Raw genomic sequence first — 19,042 nt, forward strand, 5'->3', positions numbered from 1 at the left:
CCGTAAGCTATGAACCGCCTGATTTATACTATCTGGCATTAGAAGTACGCAACAAAAATAGCCCCAGGAGGAGCTAAATTAGTTACGGTTTGGTAAATTCAGATTGCCTTTTGCAGGCATGGGAAGTGCACCAGCGACAAAGGTGACATTTTGCCGGTGGTGTCTTACAGCTTGTTTAAGCTGGCCGCTTTTCACGGCTAAATCAACGCTTAACGCGAAAGTAACTTTAAGCAAAGTTACTCAAATTTGGGAGCTGATATTTAAGCTCATTGTTTTTATACTATAGCTTTAAGCATAAGTAAATGCCCATATCGAATTATTCTGTATAAAGTGGAGAAATTCGAATATTAGCTGCTTCTTTTATCTTTTCTTCACTGCATTCTCTTAAAAAGAAAGAAGGATCACCATACCACATTACAAAAAGTTGCTTTTCTGCACGCGTAAATCCAACATAAAGCAAACGTCTTTCTTCTTCTATTGCCTCCTCCCCAACTGATCTTTTACTTGGTATCTGATCCGCATTACAACTCATTATTATTACTTTATTCCACTCAAGACCCTTTGAACCATGCAAGGTTGATAGGACTACTTTCTCTGGGCTGTATTCCTCGTCCTTCTTCCTAGGGCCTAATGACATTGCAGCAGCACGATTTATCATATTCATCCAACCAGTCTTTTCTGCCCACTGTTTACAAGTGTCTAAAGCAATTTTTGTTAAGGGGTAATCCTCCCGAAAAAGCAGTGTGTTCATAAGTAGAATTTTCTCGTAATCTCAACTGAGGAGATCTCTATGAAAAAATCACGTTTCACCGACAGCCAAATCATGACCATTCTGAAACAGGCTGAAGCCGGAACACCGGTCCCTGAGCTGTGCCGGGAACATGGCTTCAGCAGCGCCAGCTTCTATAAATGGCGGTCAAAGTTTGGCGGGATGGATGCCTCTCTGATGGCGCGTCTCAAAGAACTGGAAGATGAAAATCGGCGTCTTAAGAAAATGTATGCCGAAGAGCGACTTAAAGCTGAAGTTATTCAGGAAGCTATGTCAAAAAAGTGGTGAGGCCATCTCAACGCCGACAGATGGCCAGACACGCCGTCAGCACGCAGCAAATCAGTATCCGCCTGGCCTGCCAGATTTTTCTGTCAGTGAAACGTGCTATCGATATCTGCCACGTCTTTCTGTAGAAAATCAGCGTATTGCTGGCTGGCTACTGCGCATTACAGGCAGCCAGCGGAACTGGGGTTTTGGTTTGTGCTTTTTGTACCTGCGTAATGTGAAAGGTTTTCGCTGGAACCATAAACGCGTTTATCGAATTTACTGCGAATTATCACTGAATATGCGGATCAAACCTAAAAGAGGCTGAAGCGTGATAAGCCAGAGCCGCTTGCGGTGCCGGAATACAGCAACGAATGCTGGTCAATGGACTTCATGCATGATCAGCTTTCAGATGGCCGTTCAGTTCGGCTTTTGAACATTATTGATGACTTCAACCGGGAAGCCCTGGCAATAGAAGTGGACTTCTCGCTGCCGTCCAGTCGGGTAAAACGCACACTTGAGCAGATCATTGAATGGCGAGGTAAACCCGCCGCAATCAGATGTGACAACGGCCCGGAATACACGAGCCACGAATTAATAAACTGGGCGGAGGATAACGGAATAAAACTCAACTTTATTCAGCCGGGAAATCCGCAACAAAACGCTTATATTGAGCGCTATAACCGGACAGTGCGTTATGACTGGCTGGGGCAGTATTTATTTTGTTCGCTGGATGAATTACAACGCTACGCGACAGAATGGCAGTGGTTTTATAATCACGAAAGGCCGAATATGGCACTGGGTGGTTATACGCCAAGACAACATGAGCTGCGCACAGCCTAAGTTCTACTATTGACCTCTGCTAAAAATGGGGGGATTACCAAGGTTGCTGTACCTTTATTACTCCTCATCTTGATTGACGACGATTCCATCCATTTCGTAAGGTTGGCGAAACGTTTTGCTATCTCAACTTTATCAGAACTTTCCTGGGTAAAGCGCACGAAGTTTGAATGTAATGTTTTTGTTTCGAGAGAACTGTCCTCCGGGATGGCAAGGTCGCCAAAAGTAACTTTTCTTCCTCTCATACTCAATGCCACTTCATCCAAAACTGATTCCTGTTCTCCAAACAATGCCAATACTCTCTTCATTAAGCGAGGATCATTTGATTGTCGGAAAAAGGCCATAAGGCTTAACACATCGCTTGTTTCTTTTTCATCCCAGAATGATTTACCTCCGTAACGAATTACTGGCTGTTCGATCAAACTTTCTAGCTCATCCAAGTGAGCATTATTGCGGCTTAGAATTGCCCATCCATGTGGATCCTGATTTATAAGGCTTAAAATACCCTGTATCTGTTCCTCCATATCTACATATGAACGAAAAGTGACCTTTCCCCCTCCCTTTTTTGCCGAGCGTAACTCTTTGGCATAACGGTAAACATTCTTTCCTATCAGTGCTCCGGCCACCTCTAAAATTTCAGGTTCACACCTAAAGCATGTGTTTAAGTAAAATATGTTAGGTCTGAAGTGTTTTTCAAACTGTTGAAATATTTTGACTCCTCCTGAGGATCTGAAGGAGTAGATGGCCTGATCATCGTCTCCAACTATACTCGTATAGACTCCAGCTCTTGTATGCAATGCTATCCATGAGAATTGTATAGAGTCAGTATCCTGAACTTCGTCTACTATCAAATGTGTCAAATCTAACGTGCGCATTTTTCCCGAATGCATTTGACCGACAACAAATTTTGAAAGAGCATTGAGGTCCGCCACATGGTCTTTCTGGCATAACGCCTGATAGGTATTAAACAAATGGATCTGTTGTCTGTTATGCCGAACTGAAATCACATCCGTATCCATTTCTCTGCCGATAGCATCAATAACGAATTCAGCTTCAGCAAACTTCATCGTTACACCGGATTCTTTCAAAGCCCGGTGAATGACAGATCTCTGTGCTGGCCCTATCAACATCTTTCCCGGCCAGCGAATCATGTCCAGTTGCTTCTTAACGAGTCCGTGAAAAGTATCCACCAGCACCCGGTCAAGATCCTTCTTGCTCAATCGCTTTTGTAACTTTGCTGCAAGTGCGTTTGTTGCAGCGCGAGTAAAGGTCACCATCCCGATTCTTGCATATGGATACTTTTTGAGAATCGATATAACCGCTTCTATCATGGTGAACGATTTGCCTGATCCAGGCGCTGCTATCACCATATTGTTTGCGCTAGCATTCTCGATAACAGGTCTTTGCTCTTCTGTTGGCTTACCCATTTCAACCTCATTACTTCGTTTTAATAATTATACATTTTTATAAAAGCGCTTTTCTTGTGTACTGCTGGTTCTACTGGAAATCACTTTTTTTCCTTTTTTATGCAATCAGGTTGTTTGTGAAACGCGTGACTATGGAATAATGGTTCCATCTCCAAAAGACATTACAAAAAGGGCTTTAAATGAAACTTTTACGTTTAGTATCTCTGGTCTCTTCTGTCGTCATTGGTTTTTCCCTATCGGGTTGTGCCGGTGACACCGGCACTACGCCAGGCACCGCTCTGAATGCGTACAGTCACGGCCAGTACTGGCATGCTAATGCAAATGATTCTGTCGCCAAGAATGCCTATTCGTTTGCTGGTTTCGACGTTAATTTTAAGGAGCAAGAGGTTACTCCTGGAGGGGATGCCGACAACTTTCTTTCTAAGTATCTCATCAATAGTTCGATGGGCTACGTAACAGGCGGTCTAAAAGGTTTTGGGATCATGAGCCTCAGCTCTTTGTACAGTTCTTCTGACGCCGAATACATCCAGGTCAATCAATACCTAGTGTTCGTCCCCAATCCAAAAAAATTGCCTTACAATGATGAAAGTTTGGTACGTGAGGGAGCTAAGTATGTTTTTGAGCATACAAAAGCAACTCAGGCCTCATTTGGATACAACCCTGAAAAACAGAAAGCAGCTCTGGCCACATGTAAAATTGATATGGCAGTCGTCAATAAATGGAGTACCTGTGATCTGCCCTCTAAGCCTGATGCTGATGTTTTCCCTACAGATTCAATGTACAGCTTTCAGGCGATTCGCCCCGCAACAGGAACCGAAATTCCTGAGCTAAACCTTCCCGCTGGTGATTACGCTGTAATTCGTTATGTGTTCATCCCATTTAAAGGAAACGAAACAAGCGCTGATTTTTCGGGTATCATTTTCCGTTCTGATAGCCCAAATACAACAACTCCAGGGGGTGTTGCAGCCTCCATCAACGGAAAAGATTATTACCTCTTTACCGGTGAATACGGTAAAAAAGGCTTCCCAGAAAAAACATTGAAAGCCAAGTAATTAAAAAAGGGGCCTAACGGCCCCTTCTTCAATATTTCGGCAACTGCTTGCCCGTAACCGGATCCAGCGTAGTTGAACCTACCTCACATATGGCCGGTCGAGGTAAATAGCTACAATCTACATTTTCCTCTTTTATAGCCTGAGCATTTTCTTGTCTGGCCTTTATCATATTTTCTTCACCGCCCATTGCTTCCTTGGTACGTTCTGATGGAAGTTGATAGTTCTCATTCTGGAATGGTAAGTTTTCCACAATTGATTCTTCGGAGAATTTTGAATATTGATCAGGAACTTCTCCTACCTGAACTGCATCATTAATCCACTCCGTCAGATCAATTTTATCGAAATCCAGTTGCTGTATTTGCTTTATTGATAGCCCCACGCAATTAGAGGCGACAGGGTCTATTCCTAATTGCGGATAAGCTTGTTGCATAATAACGCGTGACAACATGGAATTATAACAGCACATGTCTGTTGCTTTTTTAACGCATTTCTTTGTGAAACCAACATTCAGATATTTGACGCATCGTTCCGTATCTAATGTAAAACAGGATTTTTGATTCTTATGAATAGAAGCTTCCATCTCTTTCTGGTCGCATGCTACCAACATTTCTAAAAGCATTTTAGTGACCTGATAGGCTGTATAAATCCAACCGATCACGTTTAATGCAAGCATAAAGTTTTGAACCGCAGCCGAGAAGACAACCTCTCCTCCGGTAGTAGCAACGTTCTTAAAGACAAAGTCACGAACTGTATCTGGTAGCAATTCGTAGGCTTTCTTCATTGCCATCTGCTTAAGCTGACCTATACCGAAGCTGGACATTGTTTCCTGTGCCAACTGGCCAGCACCTCCTGCCCCTCCAGAAGTTGCGGAAGACCCAACTGCCCTGCTTAGATTACCAGCGACGTTTTCATATACGCTCGTTAAGGAGCTCGTGACGTTGTTCCACATTTGCCCTACTGTTTTACCAGCTGATGCAGTCCACTCTCCGACCGCATTAGACATAGAAGCCCATGTACCTGTATCACCGCCGGTCCATTTTATTAGCTGAGCATTAACTCTGGTCCAGTTTGTGTTTCTGATCATAGATCCGGCAAGCATGATACCTTCAAGTGCTCCTGCGGTTCCCTGTGGTGCTTCGCAGCAGTCCGTCTTTGCCAGGCCATTTACAAAGCCTACTGAACGACCACACCATTCAGGTTTTCCTTCAAAGACGGAACATGAATTGGCATCGTTAGGGTCTTCGCATTTGGCTTCGCCCTGCATGTACTGAACCATGTTTGAATAAGCCGCAACTTTTCCAAAATCGTTGTTCTCTTCCTTTGGCCCAGTTTCGCATGTTCCACCTGAACATGGGATCATGCCAACACAGGCATTTGTAGAAGATTCAACCTCCCGAACTACATCCTTCCCTCTGTCACAGGTGTATTTCTGTTCATACATGTAGCAACTGTTAGTGCCCTCATCGAACCAACCCTCTGCACATGTTTGTTTATCGAGTACACATGCTGCATCATTTTTATAAGCACTACATGCATCAGGCATACTCTTTATTTCTTCATAGTTGTAACAGAGGTCCTTTCCATTAGCGTCTTTCATAATTTTTCCACTAGCGTCATAAGAGCAAATTTTGTCTTTGGCCAATGGATCACAAAAGTAGCCTTCAAGGTTTGTCTTCCAGGTAAGAAATCCTTTATCACCTTCATACAGAGGCTTTGCCAATGAAAGCACGCTTTCCGGAAGCCGTTTTGTGCCAACATCCATATCTTTAAACCGATCGAAACGGCAGAATGTATTCGGAGCTTGTACAGCATCGTAACAACCAGCTGGTTCCTGGACGTGCTTATCTTCGAGCTTCATATTTTCAAAAGTCAGCTCAACCTCAAAATACCCTTCACCCTTCCCACCAACCCATACTCTGGATGCCATTGTCACTTCTCGATCAGGCTCCTCATACACCGATTTTCTGACCTTATCAGTCACATCGTAAACCTTGTCGAGTTTCCACGATTTTTTTAACTCCCAAGATCCCTTAGGAGCCGGATAGTCACTTTCTCGATATGCACCATCTATGTGAGCAAAAATCTGCGTGCCATCAAGTGTTACCCGCATGTGGTCATCCCACTCCGCGTTAACAATCTTTGCTGAGGCCAATTTTGCATCCGGATGGAATTTTAATGTCAGTTCGTTATCATATACCCCGTCACTCCAGTAGTTGTCATCACGGCGACCAAACCATATACGCACACAATTATCGCCGCACATCGACATGTCTCCGTTTCCGCCTGAAATGTAAACAGGGACTGAAAAATCACGGGTTATCGTGCAGCTGCTGAAGTTATCTTGCTTAGGCGAGTTACAGTAGAACTCTTTGTAATCAGGATAGTGTGTGGTTACTGTTTTTTTAGAGGTCTCAACATTACAGTTCTGAAGCCAGTTTCCAGTACCAGCAACAGCATTTGTTATCTCATTTCTCCCCGCAGTAAACATGGGATCGTTAGGCTTTATAGATGATGCCGGGTTGTCCTTGTTAGCATTTACGAGGGTGCGGTAGGCAACGCCATCATAACTTTGAGCATCAAATAACTGGCTTTTCCGATTCTTTATATCGTTTACAAAGCCATCCTCATCCCCATAACGATCTGCGGCATTGAACTTAATATCGCTGTGCTTTTGCTCTGAGCTGAAAATCTCTCCGGTATTTGTTTTGGTTCCAGGAGTAGTATTGGGATTACTGCTTATACCAATGTTGCCATTAGCATCCCGAGAGAGCAGCTTTGCCCCTTCCTTGGTATAGTTTGAATTGATTGTCCCTCCAGACATACTCGGCAGTTGTACGGCGCTACCAATGGACTTTCCATCGGATGCGGCATTTTTCATGACACTTTCATTTGAGTTCCCTGCCCCATACTTTCCGAGATTAAGATTAGCGGATTCGGCTTTACCCACGTATTTCTCGGTGATCTTCCCACTGACATTCTCGCCTGAATCCGCATTCTTGTACTTCTCAACAATGTCCTGAGCACTGGTTGTCGCATTGCGATTTGCGTTAGGATTAGCAAGATTAAAGTTACTTTCGAGCTGGTCAAATATAGCGTCTGCCGCATAAATACGAGGAGTCATTACCATATTTATGAGAGAGATATAAAAAGCCCAACTCATAGTATTGGCAATCATTGATGCAATAATAGTTGAAGCTATCGTTTTTCTAAGTTTCATTATTTTTACCCTTAGAAATCAAGCGCCTGGTATATATCTGACGCAACAGTCATTGTAACGCCACAACATATAGACATAATTATCATTGCCTATTTTTTTGCGCCCACCTTTAAGGGTTGACCAGTCATGTACCGAATCACCAAGACGATGACAGCAATCCGGCCCTTTCGCCTCAGGAGTTGGGAAAAGCATTGAAAGCCGATACTGGGAACGAGGTGTAAAGTATTCCCACGTTTTCTCACACATTGCGTCTGCTCCCATCGTTCGCATCAGCATTCCCTGGCGATGTAGTTTAGTCAGAAGACGCTGGGTTATCAGTGAACTCGTCCTTACAGCGTCATCATTTGCGTAAATGTGGCCGGTTAATGGATAAAGGTTGCCATCGCATCCGGCACAAAAGTATGCAGCGAGATTATCCTTTCCTGCTGTTACTGCTACACAGTCAGCAGCGCACACCATTGAGGCAATTGGGTTTGCAAAAACTACTGCCTCTGGATTCAGGACGAGTGTAAGCAGATCACTTTCCCACATAGGGTCCACTTCGCTTATATAGGTCAGGCTGGCATCTATATAGGGTTCAGCAGTGCACTCGCCAATAATCAGTAATTTGAGCATTGTCATGATTGGGAACTCCCAAAGATGAACATCGTAAAATCCGGCTTCAGTTGCTGTCATTGGCTGATTTGTGTTGCTTTTACCAATATCAAACTGCGATTTTTGAAGCATCGTGCCTTCAAGAAAGGGGCTGCACCAGGGGCTCTTTACAACTTCAACAATCTTCACCGGCTGAAAGAAGCTCAATTGCCAACCTATTTCCGGTACGCCGTTCTGATCTGTGCAGTAGCAACCCGGACGTGAAGGAGCAGCGCCTTCTGGAGCTGCCCCTATGCCCATTATCCTCATGGGAAAAATGCAGCTCCAACAGATATTCTTAATCAAGCCCTGCCACACTCCAGCTGACTGACACATAGCCCCAGGGACTCCAGCATCTGCTGCCATAGCCATACCCGGTATAGAAAGCGAAAGCATAACTGCTACAATGAACTCTAAAAGTAACTTTTTGAATTTTTTCACCATCATGCTCACTTGGATGTAATAAATGTTGCAACACTTTCGATATAGTCGACGGCTTTGGTAAAATAACTTCTCATCTGGTCCGGATAATTTAGCGTCAGCCATGTTGCAAAGAGAGCGCCTATAATAAATCCGAGTTTCATCTTATTTTTCCTCTGAAAGATTTGGGGCTCCGATACCACGGACTTCTGCCTCGCTAAACAGGGTGATCCGGAATTTATCTTGGTCAGTAGTTATAAGCGCAGGTGTGTTTTTAATCTGAAAGCGTGAGATGATCTGTTCGTTAACTTTAAACACCTTACCGTTAAATTTTTCACGTAAATCATTTAGGTGATCCCATCCATTATCTTTTTGGATACGGGTAAACATTGGCATTACTTTTCCACTACCCAGACGTTGTCGATACTGCTGCTCAGCCCATACCAGCTGGCCCGGATTGAGTGGATCGAAAATTATCATCGTCAGGTTTTGAGGAAATCTCGAAAGTGGATTAATCAACTCACCGGCGGAAGCTATTACACGGCCCTGCTTATCTTTTACGTCCTGAGTGACCCTCACTGTAGGGTCAATTAAAAATTCTTTGTGTTCCTGGGCAGGAGGGAGGTCGACCATCCATTGATTTTTCCATGTGTCAGAAACGGCCCTTTTTTTTGCACCTTCCCAGTCATATTTTTGTGCACGTTCTTCCAGTTCTTTAATGATGCTCTTTTCTTCAACGGGATAAGTGGTACCAGCAACCGGGAAAATATCCTGATCGGGTTTTTTAGCAAGTTCTCGCTGAAAAAACTCAACGTTGAAGGAGCCTACCATTTTTGCAAAACGAGCTTGCTCCCTAGAAATAATTGTCGGTACTTGAGTTACTTGATACTGACTGAAGCTATCAGGATCAATTGTAATCAAAGGAGATTCAAATTTTCCTTTGACAATCATTTGGTTTATTGCTGCCTGTGTCTCTGGTAGCCGAGTAGTTCCTTTCTTTAGACCATTGAAAACTACACGAGCTTTATGCTCTGAGGCCGTACGTAGAAGGTCTTCCAGTACATAATCCGGCAAGCTAAATGAAGCAAAGATCGTTATTCCATTTTCAGTTGATAGTGCTTCTTCACGTGTGCTATCCATTTTTCTTTCGAAGTCAGCAGCTGTGATGCCCGAGGAACCAAACAATTTTTCGATATTTTTAGATTGTCCTCGCATGACTTCCGGCTTATTTTCCGCAGCTTTCAGAGCCGCTTCATTAAGGCTGGCGTTTTCTTGAATTTCATCACGTCTTCTAATTATATCGTTGACAGCTTCAGAGTTATTACTTTGGGCCCTGATAGCCTGGGTATGGTCTATAACTGCTTGAACACTATCCGCATTCATACCGGGGACGTAACCACGGTTTATTTGCTTGCTCAGGTCCTGGTTTTTTTGGAGTGCTTCAGCTTGCGCTATGTACTTCTGCACATCTGGTGATTTTAGCGTAGCATCAAGGCTAAGAGCCCCATCTGGCTGCTGTGCACCTTTAGCCTGTGCCCCAAGCCCTTTTGCTTGCTGAGCGATTAGGTCAGCATCATGTTGATACTCAGTGCTTGCATTTGTATTACTTAAAACTGCACATAACGCAAGTCCAGGAAGTATTGGTAAATATTTTTTATTTACATTAAAAGATCGCATATGTTTTCCCAATTACTGAATTCAGCTTTACTGTTCCCCAAAAACGGGAATCCCATGAGTGATCGGTTTGCCCAATTAGGAAAACTTCGCCTTCAGGAATTATCAATTCTTTTTCAATCAAAATGGACGGAATATTGTATTTCTTCGAAATACGACGTGCATTAGCTTCAAAAAATTTGTCCCCGTTATAAACCCCATCCATTGTTACTTTAAGTTTGTCACCGCCCACACCGGCAACAATTTTTATGACTCGTTCATTTTCTGGGATAAAACGTACCGATTTCGGCATGTTAAATGCTATGAGTTCACCAGTTTTAATACTTTTATCCGAATGATCAATCATATAAAAATCAGCAGGCAGGCACCCATTCAATAAACCGTATCCAAATGTATAACGGGTGAAAAAGACACACATAACGAGAATCAGCAATAAAATATTAAGGGGGACATACCAATCCAGTATAAGCAGCCCTCTCTTTTTAGGTATGTAGTCGCTCATATTTTTCTCACTGGCACTGAAGAATATTTTTACTAGGCAGATGCACCTCTATCCAAGTAACTATTATCCATGTTTTTCAACGCTCGGAAGTCTGCAAACTAACCTAATATTCACCTATAAGAATGTTAATTCCTCAGCATGTATACGCAGCTTTGTTAGCGGCCATGAAAGATGCCTTTGGAGCAAAGTTACTTTCCGACATTAATTTTTCAAAGGTCCAATTATTGGGTATAAAAAAGCCGGGACATAATGTCCCGGCTTTATATTTAAAAATTAACTACTCACTGCTTGGTATTGATACAGTGTTTTCAGACTTACTTGCCTCTTCAGCCGGTCCGAAAACTGTCACGTGCTGTGTTGCAAAGTCTCCACTATCATCATAAGCAATTACTTTTATGTCCTGCTTACCACGGTTAAGGTTTTTAGAAAGTGTAGCCGTACTACCGAAAACGTTCCTTAATTCGCCGTTGATGAACCATTCATATCTAACCATTTTTCCATCAGTATCATCACATTTATTGGTAAAGCTCCAGCTTAGGTTGGTTTCCGTGTAGCTCAATGTACAATTAGGCACTGCGTTTTTAACGACATCAAACTCAACAGATGCTGAACCTCTCTGTCCAAGTTTACTAACAACATCAATTGTAATCTCGTATTTCTTTTCTTTTAAACCCGAGATCAGTTGAGCCCAATAATTTTTGCCGCTGGGTATTACTTCACCGTTCACCTTGTATGTGACCGTATCTATCGAGTCCGCCGAATGAGATAGCTTGATGTTTGACCTTAAGGTTACATCGAGTGGAGCTCTCATATATTTGTTAGAGAACTTGGGTGTCATCTCAACGTTCATTGGCGTTTGTTCATCGACAACAAAGGTATTTTCGATACGCTGTTCATTGTTTCGGTTATCTTTGAAAACAACCATCAATATATATTTGCCAGGATTTTCAATTGTAAATTCTTTGGTGTCACCTTCATCTTTAGTGATTACCAGATTCTCTTTGTCGTAGATCCATTCACGGGAATAAGTAACACCAGGATAGTCTCCATCCTTAATACCGCTCAACGCAACGCGTAGGGTGGTCGGTGCCATGTCGTATTTAAGTTTGGAGCTTATTTTCATCTCGGGAAATTTATAAACCCACGATTTGACAGAAACTCTACGGGTAGAAACCGTATTCTCCTTATTGTCCGCTAACCATGCACTGTATTCAAAAGCAGCATATCCCTGTTTATCCAACATTTGCTCAGTAAGGGTAACAGACAGTGAAGAGCCCTTAAATGTCTGGCCATCCGGTGTTTTCCATTCTTCAACTACGTTATTACCATTCTGGTACTTACTGTTAGGGTTCGTGAACTTACCTTCCAAAGTAACTTTTTGACCAACCTCTACCTTTGAAACCCCCGTTACCGAGACAGAAAGGCGCTTGGGTTTTGCGGCTGCCAACCGAGCAGACGTTTCCTTCCATGAAGACTCCTCTGCCAGTTCATCGGAATCAAGGTAACGCATCCGGGCATAAATCGTAGACGGTAGGGTATCAGCTGAAGCCACAGTGTAAGTTGTATCTCCCTGCACCCAGTTGACTTTATCCTCTGACCAGAGAACCTCAGCGGTGCCTGCTGGTATAGGTTCATCGTTATCAAGCAGGGTTACAGGTATATCTGAGCCCTGAAGAATGTCTGTAACATCTATACTGAGCTTAGGCTGCTTGTAGGTAACTACCGTTAAGGCATCTGTGTAGGAAATCTTGGATGTGAATTTATTAGTCATTTTTGCCCTATAAAGCCACTTTCCTACTTCTGTCTTTTTGATACTTACACTTCTCTTTCCGGTCATGTCGGAAAGCATGGTCCAGGTTTGACCATTATCAGAGGACTGCTGCCATTCGGTGGGGGCGAGTGCATCAGAGTTAGCCGTACTGGCAGATTTGAAGCTTACCAGAGTACTAAGTGGGATCCTTCCGATAATAAGGCTTTTCGACAGGTTACCCTCCAGTTCCTCACCTTTATAGATTCGAATGCCTACAGCACTGGTCTCACGTTTCATTTCAAAATCAGAGAATGGCGATCTGACCTTAGCCACACCAACCAGACGCATATTACCCAGATCCATATTTTCAATTTTAATCTTGGTTTCGACAATGCCCGCATCATTGACCGGCAATGCTTCAGTCAGCGCAGTTCTTTCGTATGTAGTTTTATAACGGCCTGTTTCTGGATCTTTGCCGTATACACTTTTTTGAGAGTATATCGTGACGTCCCATTCTCCCATTGTTTTACGGTCAAATGCACTTTTACGTGTGGAGTTGTTATAACGCCCCACTGTTACCTTTAAGGGCACTTCAAGAGATGTGGCTGTTTTTTTGTCATCCACTTCCATCGATGCTCGAATATTGAAATCAGGCACCGTATATACGTTGAGGGTGTCTGTAGTTCTTAATTCTGGATCCTTTGAGTATTCTACAGCTATGTCAAAGACGTTCTTTGTCCACAATGGTGCAGCAGCAACCTTGACCCTTTGTACAAAGGTCGTTGCATCGTTGTTTGAGGAACGATTTTTAAATGACGTTTTGACAGCCTCAGAGCCGTTTTGAGAGACGATCATCGTAACGTCAGCTGGTACCACCTTCGCTAATATTCGAGCGGCCTCCCCCCCGGTCGTATAAGCCAGAGCAGTGTTCGGATTGATGCCTGCTATGACTTTATTCTTTTTGTAAGAGATGATCGGGTTGTATGGTAATTGTGTGGTCAGAGTACGGCGATTCCTTGCGGAAACCGCTTTAGAGCCCTTCCCGTTAATCATATAGACTTGATAGTCGAGCAGATTCTCACCTGTTTTATTAAAGAATCCAGTTAGACCCGGGGTACGTCCTTTAAAATAGAACTCCAACCCATCAGGGACATTGTTCCACTGAGGGTAGCATGCTGTAACATCTGATTTTTCCCCATACCAGGCGAGGTAAGCATTCGCATTTTCCTCTGTGGTAAACAGAGTGCATTTATCACCAGCTGTTTGACTAAGCAGGTCCGTATACTGACGTACGCGCGAGTAAAGAGTTACGTTTTTTTCCAGATTCTTAAGAGTGAATCCAGTAGGTTGATAAGTGAACACGGTACTGAAATTTACGTTTTTTCCATAAAGGTTTTCAGCCACCACAGTAATCTCGTGATCCGAATTAACTGCTAAATCGTCTCCAACCGGCAGGTAGTAAATACCTTTATAATTTGTAGGTGTTAACGAAACTACTTTGTTGTCTATTGTTACTGATTTTATGTCAGCAACCCCAGCCTGCCCCTGGAAAGCTGCAACGATAATCTCGTTCAGGAAGTATACGGGTGCTCGTTTAGTTAATACCTGCCCATCTTTGAGAACCATAAGCGTTGGGTTATCAGACAGCATCAGTTTGCTTTCAGGCTCAGTGTACGTAGAAGAGTTTTTGCTCGTATTTTCTACTGTAAAAGTCGCTGCGTAGGACCCGTTTATAAGATCCGTTAAGTCAAAGATATAGAGGTACTCATCACCGACTTTTTGAGGTCCACTTACCGGCTGTAAAGTTCTACGTAAAGGGGTTGCCCAGGACTGTTTGAAATCAATCTCAGTGCCATCATCTAAAGTCACTTTAGTCGTCGGCTTAAACACGCCATCCGGAGTCATAGTGAGCGACATAGCTGTTGGGAGCCACCATTCACCTTCTGTTTCTTGCTGGGGTACCTTAACGGCCACAGCAACGGTTTTGGCTCCGGTATAGATGTCCTGGCCACCTACTTTGATTGTTTTAGCCTCATCGGTAAAATTCCAAAGTGTATGGTCTACTACAGGAGGCCGATAATCCCAGTTAACAACAAGCTTTTTGGATTCAGGAGGTGCGAAATAATTATTCTTAGAGTTTGCTGTAATTGTGATATCACGTGAACCCAAAAGTTCATCTGTATCACTGGCCTTAATGCTTCCAACTTCAATGGTACAGGAAGTTCCGCCAATAGGTACTTCACAGGCGGAGCCTGAACCTATTGAGATGTATTGAATATAATTGCGGGGTTCAACAGAAACAGCGATATCTTTGATCGCTTCATCCTTTAAATACGATTTGAAAGAAAAGCCGTCATAGACTAATCCGTTCAGGGATGATTTAAGACCGGTGATAGTTGGTTTTACCGGTGCCACACTTTTGATTGAATATTCACCTTTTACTATTTCAACTTTTTTCCGTTCAGAACCAGAGAAGTAAGAAATCTTGTAAGGTAGTTTTAAATCACCGGTGGTGTTGGGAACGCCTGAAAGAGTGAAGCCGTTAGAAGTTAATCCCAAGGTATTGGGTAACCACTCAAAAAAACAAACGAGGTTATCAACAGAGGAAGTCGCTCGATCATCAACCGTTACATTACAGGCTGTGCCTGCACCTGAGGCAGTGATAGTGTTAGAATTAACGTATGCAACAAAGTCGCCCGGCCCCGGGTCAAAGGATACGGCTGGCAAATCAGCCTGTAGCTTTCCTGAAATCATAATCGCTTCAGCATAGACCGCTTTAATCGGAGCAATTAAAGAAAACAACAGGGCTAAACCTAAACCTGATTTTCTCATGACGAATACCTGTTTTTCTGAGCAAAATTAAACTCACTTTACGATGAAAAACAGAAATATCCGTTCGTATAACATTTAAAAAAACCTGTATTTTTCCGTATATTCCGTATGTTAATGCGCTATTTTGAATTCTTGGCTTCAGATAAGCGAAGCGCGGTAATTATAGACTCGGAGCTTACCCAGGGCGTTTTTTGAGCAAGATATCCAAGTATGTAGAGGCCAATTTTAACGCAATCCATTTGTGAGACGGGGACCATGTGCATGAAGGGTTTTAAGCCATCTTTATCGACTGGAACTATCCCTGCGGATAACAACAAACCGCCCCTCTCGTTTGGGGTAACGCTTATATTTTTGTATACGACGTGGCCATGATGTGAGGTTTTCCTCTTATCAATCTTTAAAGTATGCATGATTCTAAGAAATACAGATGCCATCTGCATAACTTCATTCGTCGACAATTTTAGAAGTACAGAACGGTTTGAGCCCCAGTCATAATCTTTTTTTGCGTTCCTTGGAGCGACGTGCAATGTAAGATAATAATTATCAATCTCATTTGAAAAAGGTGAAGGTTTTGATGAGCTAACATCTTCATTGTTCATCTCAATGACAAGGGCTGCATCCTGACCAAATGCTTTAACATTATGGTTTTTAAGAGCGAAGTCTGAAGTTGCCATATAAAAAGTCACTTTTGATAAAACCACATACCGCCTAATGATTCATCATCGGCAAGATGCTTGAAATTTGATAGTGTAAATCCTGTTTTGGTTTCAGAAATCACCAGGCTGTAAGATGCCGTATGTACAAGGCGAGAATTGTTTAGATCAAGATCATCACAAAAACCAGGGCTTTTGACGGGGTCAGCCTTTTCAACAAAAGTTACTTTTGAAGCGATGCCGTTGATCACGATTTTCTCGTTATCAGCAATTTTAATGTTTAAAGAAGGCGAGCTTTTATCACATGGCAGGAAGAGTGATGTCTTTTTAAATGTGTTTCCAGTGAAGTCCAAAAGGTCAGGTTTAACCGGAACATTGTTTAGGATTTTATAAACTCCAGCAAATGCACATAACACAACAAAACCAGATAAAACATATCTAATCTTAGACTTCATCCCCCAGTTCCTCTCCTAAAAGTTTTAACGCGCTTACGCACATAAGCCTCAACTGATACAGTAAGTTATCAGCGGTTATTCCACCAACGAAGGTAACTGTACGTCGTATTGATGCTCCGCCAGGCTCGCACTGGATATGGCCAATACCAGAATCACGGAGGAAGTCATTTTCTGCACTTACAAGGTCTGACTCTACAGGTGGAATGATAACTTCAATGAGTATTGTATCAACTGGGGCCCACTCCCAATCGAACTTAAGAGAGGAAATTGGGGATATAGAAACAAGAAGCTCATCAATATTAAAAATTACGGGTTTTATTCCCATAACCTCAGACTGAATGAAGTGGCTTTCTACCATAACTACCGGAAACTCTGAAATAGTCAGAACTCCGATTAACTGGTCTCGGCGTAAACCATGTATTAGTGAGTTGCGAGATAGCATTCGATCAGCCTTTATTATAATAATCAATCATTTGGGACAAGGACAAAAGGGATTACAGAAACGAAGATTCTACATGAACATCGTTGTCAGTGACCTTAGGTCCATCGGGTATAAGGGTATCAAAAAATCCTTACATAACCATTAAACCACAAAGACTTTTTACGTAAAATAATAATTAAGTACCAGATTTATTAAGATAATTCTTAGGTTTTTTACAAATTTAGGAAAAATCCGCACTTCCTGTAACAGCATCCAAATTAACCTAAAATACCGTTTCATTAACAGTAATTTTACAGATTCAGCTGAAGCCTGAGTTTATTATAACAAAAAAAAGGCCAGCAAGTATGCTGGCTTTCCTGGTAAGACAAGTTGAACTCAGAAGTCGATTGTACTGTCTCTCACCTATCTTGCCAAAGTCGCTAGTCGCTTGTTTGCCTTAGCTTTAGATTTTATGCTTATGGAGGCGGTTTGATTTTCATCCGATACTTTTTCTAGCACTGGCACCACAGAGGAAATGGACTTTTCTTTTGAAATTTTGGATGCACCTGGGCTTTGTTGAATAAATCAGATTTCGGGTAAGTCTCCCCCGTAGCGGGTTGTGTTTTCAGGCAATACGCACGCTTTCAGGCATACCTGCTTTCGTCATTTTGTTCAGCGCTCGTACCAGGGCCATAGCCTCCGCAACCTGACCATCGTAGTCACGCAGCGTCAGTGAACCCCCGAACAGCTGTTTTACCCGGTACATCGCCGTTTCCGCTATCGAGCGACGGTTGTAATCTGTTGTCCATTTCCACCGCGCATTACTCCCGGTCATTCGCTGATTAGCCACTGCACGGTTACGGTCTGCATATTCACCGGGCCAGTAACCCGCACCTTTTCGGGGAGGGATAAGCGCGCTGATTTTCTTACGCCGCAGTTCATCGTGACATAGCCGGGTATCGTAAGCGCCATCGGCGGCGGCTGACCTGATTTTCCGGTGGGTTTGCCGGATTAACCCGGGGAAGGCCTCTGAGTCCGTAACATTGTTCAGCGACAGGTCAGCGCAGATGATTTCATGTGTTTTACTGTCAACGGCGAGATGCAGCTTACGCCAGATACGGCGGCGTTCCTGGCCATGCTTTTTGACTTTCCACTCGCCTTCACCGAAGACCTTCAGCCCGGTGGAATCAATTACCAGGTGTGCGATTTCACCCCGGGTGGACGTTTTGAAACTGACATTAACCGACTTTGCCCGCCTGCTGACACAGCTGTAATCCGGGCAGCGTAGCGGAACGTTCATCAGAGAAAAAATGGAATCAATAAAGCCCTGCGCAGCGCGCAGGGTCAGCCTGAATACGCGTTTAATGACCAGCACAGTCGTGATGGCAAGGTCAGAATAGCGCTGAGGTCTGCCTCGTGAAGAAGGTGTTGCTGACTCATACCAGGCCTGAATAGCTTCATCATCCAGCCAGAAAGTTATGGAGCCACGGTTGATGAGGGCTTTATTGTAGGTGGGCCAGTTGGTGATTTTGAACTTTTGCTTTGCCACGGAACGGTCTGCGTTGTCGGGAAGATGCGTGATCTGATCCTTCAACTCAGCAAAAGTTCGATTTATTCAACAAAGCCATGCACCTGAAGAAAGTGGGCTTTCAGATGGTATAGAGGTATCGCTTCCCTCATTTTCAATCTTCACACCAAAGCAGGCATGTTCCTTTTGTACAAGGAAGGTTTCTTTTACAGAAACAGAATCCTGCTTTGAATTATCTAATTGTAGAGGTGTTAAATACTCCTTAAACTTTTGATCTAAGACATTCTCTAGCAATACATTAATAGGAGGCTTAGGTTCAGTATCTATAGTATTTCCATCATTCAGAAACCTATTAAGATCTGCAAGTGTTAATCTTTCGTTTAAACCATTTATAAAATTTGCCAAGTCAGGAAATAAATTATTTAATACCAACCCGGTACTAATAGCCGACCTAATTAAATCCAGTTGGTCACCCCTATGACAAAGTTCTGTTTTTTTCAAGAAACTATAAACATAGGGTGCTTTTCTTTCGGATATCCAGAAAGACCGGATCTGAATCCGGTCGTTATCTGCCTTATTTGAGATAGGGTATTTAGCCATGTTCT

11 protein-coding genes and 3 pseudogenes are annotated in these 19,042 nt (G+C 43.0%); 2 read left to right on the top strand and 12 right to left on the bottom strand.

Features of this window, described 5'->3' with window-relative positions; genetic code table 11:
• Positions 1 to 316: 316 nt before the first annotated feature.
• A pseudogene (locus FHN83_RS00205) lies at positions 317 to 718 on the bottom strand (3'-5' exonuclease); the annotation flags it as partial.
• 72 nt (positions 719 to 790) lie between these two features.
• Between FHN83_RS00205 and FHN83_RS00210 the strand changes: the two are divergent.
• Positions 791 to 1,876, top strand: a pseudogene (locus FHN83_RS00210) (IS3 family transposase).
• Positions 1,877 to 1,914: 38 nt separating this feature from the next.
• On the opposite strand, the pseudogene trhI reads toward FHN83_RS00210, so the two are convergent.
• Positions 1,915 to 3,300, bottom strand: a pseudogene (trhI, locus tag FHN83_RS00215) (IncHI-type conjugal transfer helicase TrhI); the annotation flags it as partial.
• 179 nt (positions 3,301 to 3,479) lie between these two features.
• Between trhI and FHN83_RS00220 the strand changes: the two are divergent.
• Complete coding sequence (locus FHN83_RS00220) at positions 3,480 to 4,352, top strand: hypothetical protein (RefSeq protein ID WP_000771834.1); 873 nt, start codon at positions 3,480 to 3,482, stop codon at positions 4,350 to 4,352.
• 28 nt (positions 4,353 to 4,380) lie between these two features.
• Here FHN83_RS00220 and trhN read toward each other — a convergent pair whose 3' ends face one another.
• The 10 genes from trhN to FHN83_RS00270 form a co-directional block, all read right to left on the bottom strand.
• The gene (gene trhN, locus FHN83_RS00225) at positions 4,381 to 7,569 is read right to left on the bottom strand and encodes an IncHI-type conjugal transfer protein TrhN (RefSeq protein ID WP_000776701.1); all 3,189 of its coding nucleotides are present in this window, start codon (positions 7,567 to 7,569) and stop codon (positions 4,381 to 4,383) included.
• A gap of 18 nt (positions 7,570 to 7,587) precedes the next feature.
• Entirely contained in the window at positions 7,588 to 8,643 is a 1,056-nt protein-coding gene (trhU, locus tag FHN83_RS00230; RefSeq protein WP_181231580.1) for an IncHI-type conjugal transfer protein TrhU, read from the bottom strand.
• 144 nt (positions 8,644 to 8,787) lie between these two features.
• Entirely contained in the window at positions 8,788 to 10,299 is a 1,512-nt protein-coding gene (locus tag FHN83_RS00235) for a TrbC family F-type conjugative pilus assembly protein (protein WP_058685157.1), read from the bottom strand.
• Entirely contained in the window at positions 10,286 to 10,798 is a 513-nt protein-coding gene (gene trhF / locus FHN83_RS00240) for an IncHI-type conjugal transfer protein TrhF (protein WP_001286760.1), read from the bottom strand. The genes FHN83_RS00235 and trhF overlap by 14 nt, the downstream gene beginning before the upstream one ends.
• A gap of 277 nt (positions 10,799 to 11,075) precedes the next feature.
• On the bottom strand, positions 11,076 to 15,380 hold the full coding sequence (gene rsp / locus FHN83_RS00245) for an IncHI-type conjugal transfer protein RSP (protein ID WP_139563063.1): 4,305 nt from the start codon (positions 15,378 to 15,380) through the stop codon (positions 11,076 to 11,078).
• A gap of 119 nt (positions 15,381 to 15,499) precedes the next feature.
• Positions 15,500 to 16,054 (bottom strand): plasmid transfer protein, encoded by a 555-nt coding sequence (locus tag FHN83_RS00250; protein WP_000235773.1) that lies wholly within the window; start codon positions 16,052 to 16,054, stop codon positions 15,500 to 15,502.
• Between the two features lie 8 nt (positions 16,055 to 16,062).
• A complete protein-coding gene (locus FHN83_RS00255) occupies positions 16,063 to 16,488 on the bottom strand; it encodes a hypothetical protein (RefSeq protein WP_000836981.1) in 426 nt (141 codons plus the stop codon).
• A complete protein-coding gene (gene hdtA, locus FHN83_RS00260; protein ID WP_000952689.1) occupies positions 16,478 to 16,930 on the bottom strand; it encodes a H transfer determinant A in 453 nt (150 codons plus the stop codon). The genes FHN83_RS00255 and hdtA overlap by 11 nt, the downstream gene beginning before the upstream one ends.
• A 604-nt stretch (positions 16,931 to 17,534) precedes the next feature.
• Positions 17,535 to 18,503, bottom strand: a complete 969-nt coding sequence (locus FHN83_RS00265) for an IS5-like element IS903B family transposase (RefSeq protein WP_031942297.1) — start codon at positions 18,501 to 18,503, stop codon at positions 17,535 to 17,537.
• A 21-nt stretch (positions 18,504 to 18,524) separates the two neighbouring features.
• The gene (locus tag FHN83_RS00270) at positions 18,525 to 19,037 is read right to left on the bottom strand and encodes a hypothetical protein (protein WP_001151875.1); all 513 of its coding nucleotides are present in this window, start codon (positions 19,035 to 19,037) and stop codon (positions 18,525 to 18,527) included.
• Positions 19,038 to 19,042: the final 5 nt, after the last annotated feature.

Origin of the sequence: Leclercia adecarboxylata (assembly GCF_006171285.1) — a bacterium.
Lineage (GTDB): Bacteria > Pseudomonadota > Gammaproteobacteria > Enterobacterales > Enterobacteriaceae > Enterobacter > Enterobacter barmai.

What these genes read in the sequence shown, in the direction of transcription:
- FHN83_RS00250 (WP_000235773.1), bottom strand. Translation starts at nt 16,054, where the DNA reads ATGGCAACTTCAGACTTCGCTCTTAAAAACCATAATGTTAAAGCATTT.
- trhF (WP_001286760.1), bottom strand. Translation starts at nt 10,798, where the DNA reads ATGAGCGACTACATACCTAAAAAGAGAGGGCTGCTTATACTGGATTGG.
- FHN83_RS00270 (WP_001151875.1), bottom strand. Translation starts at nt 19,037, where the DNA reads ATGGCTAAATACCCTATCTCAAATAAGGCAGATAACGACCGGATTCAG.
- hdtA (WP_000952689.1), bottom strand. Translation starts at nt 16,930, where the DNA reads ATGCTATCTCGCAACTCACTAATACATGGTTTACGCCGAGACCAGTTA.
- FHN83_RS00235 (WP_058685157.1), bottom strand. Translation starts at nt 10,299, where the DNA reads ATGCGATCTTTTAATGTAAATAAAAAATATTTACCAATACTTCCTGGA.
- FHN83_RS00220 (WP_000771834.1), top strand. Translation starts at nt 3,480, where the DNA reads ATGAAACTTTTACGTTTAGTATCTCTGGTCTCTTCTGTCGTCATTGGT.
- FHN83_RS00255 (WP_000836981.1), bottom strand. Translation starts at nt 16,488, where the DNA reads ATGAAGTCTAAGATTAGATATGTTTTATCTGGTTTTGTTGTGTTATGT.
- trhN (WP_000776701.1), bottom strand. Translation starts at nt 7,569, where the DNA reads ATGAAACTTAGAAAAACGATAGCTTCAACTATTATTGCATCAATGATT.
- rsp (WP_139563063.1), bottom strand. Translation starts at nt 15,380, where the DNA reads ATGAGAAAATCAGGTTTAGGTTTAGCCCTGTTGTTTTCTTTAATTGCT.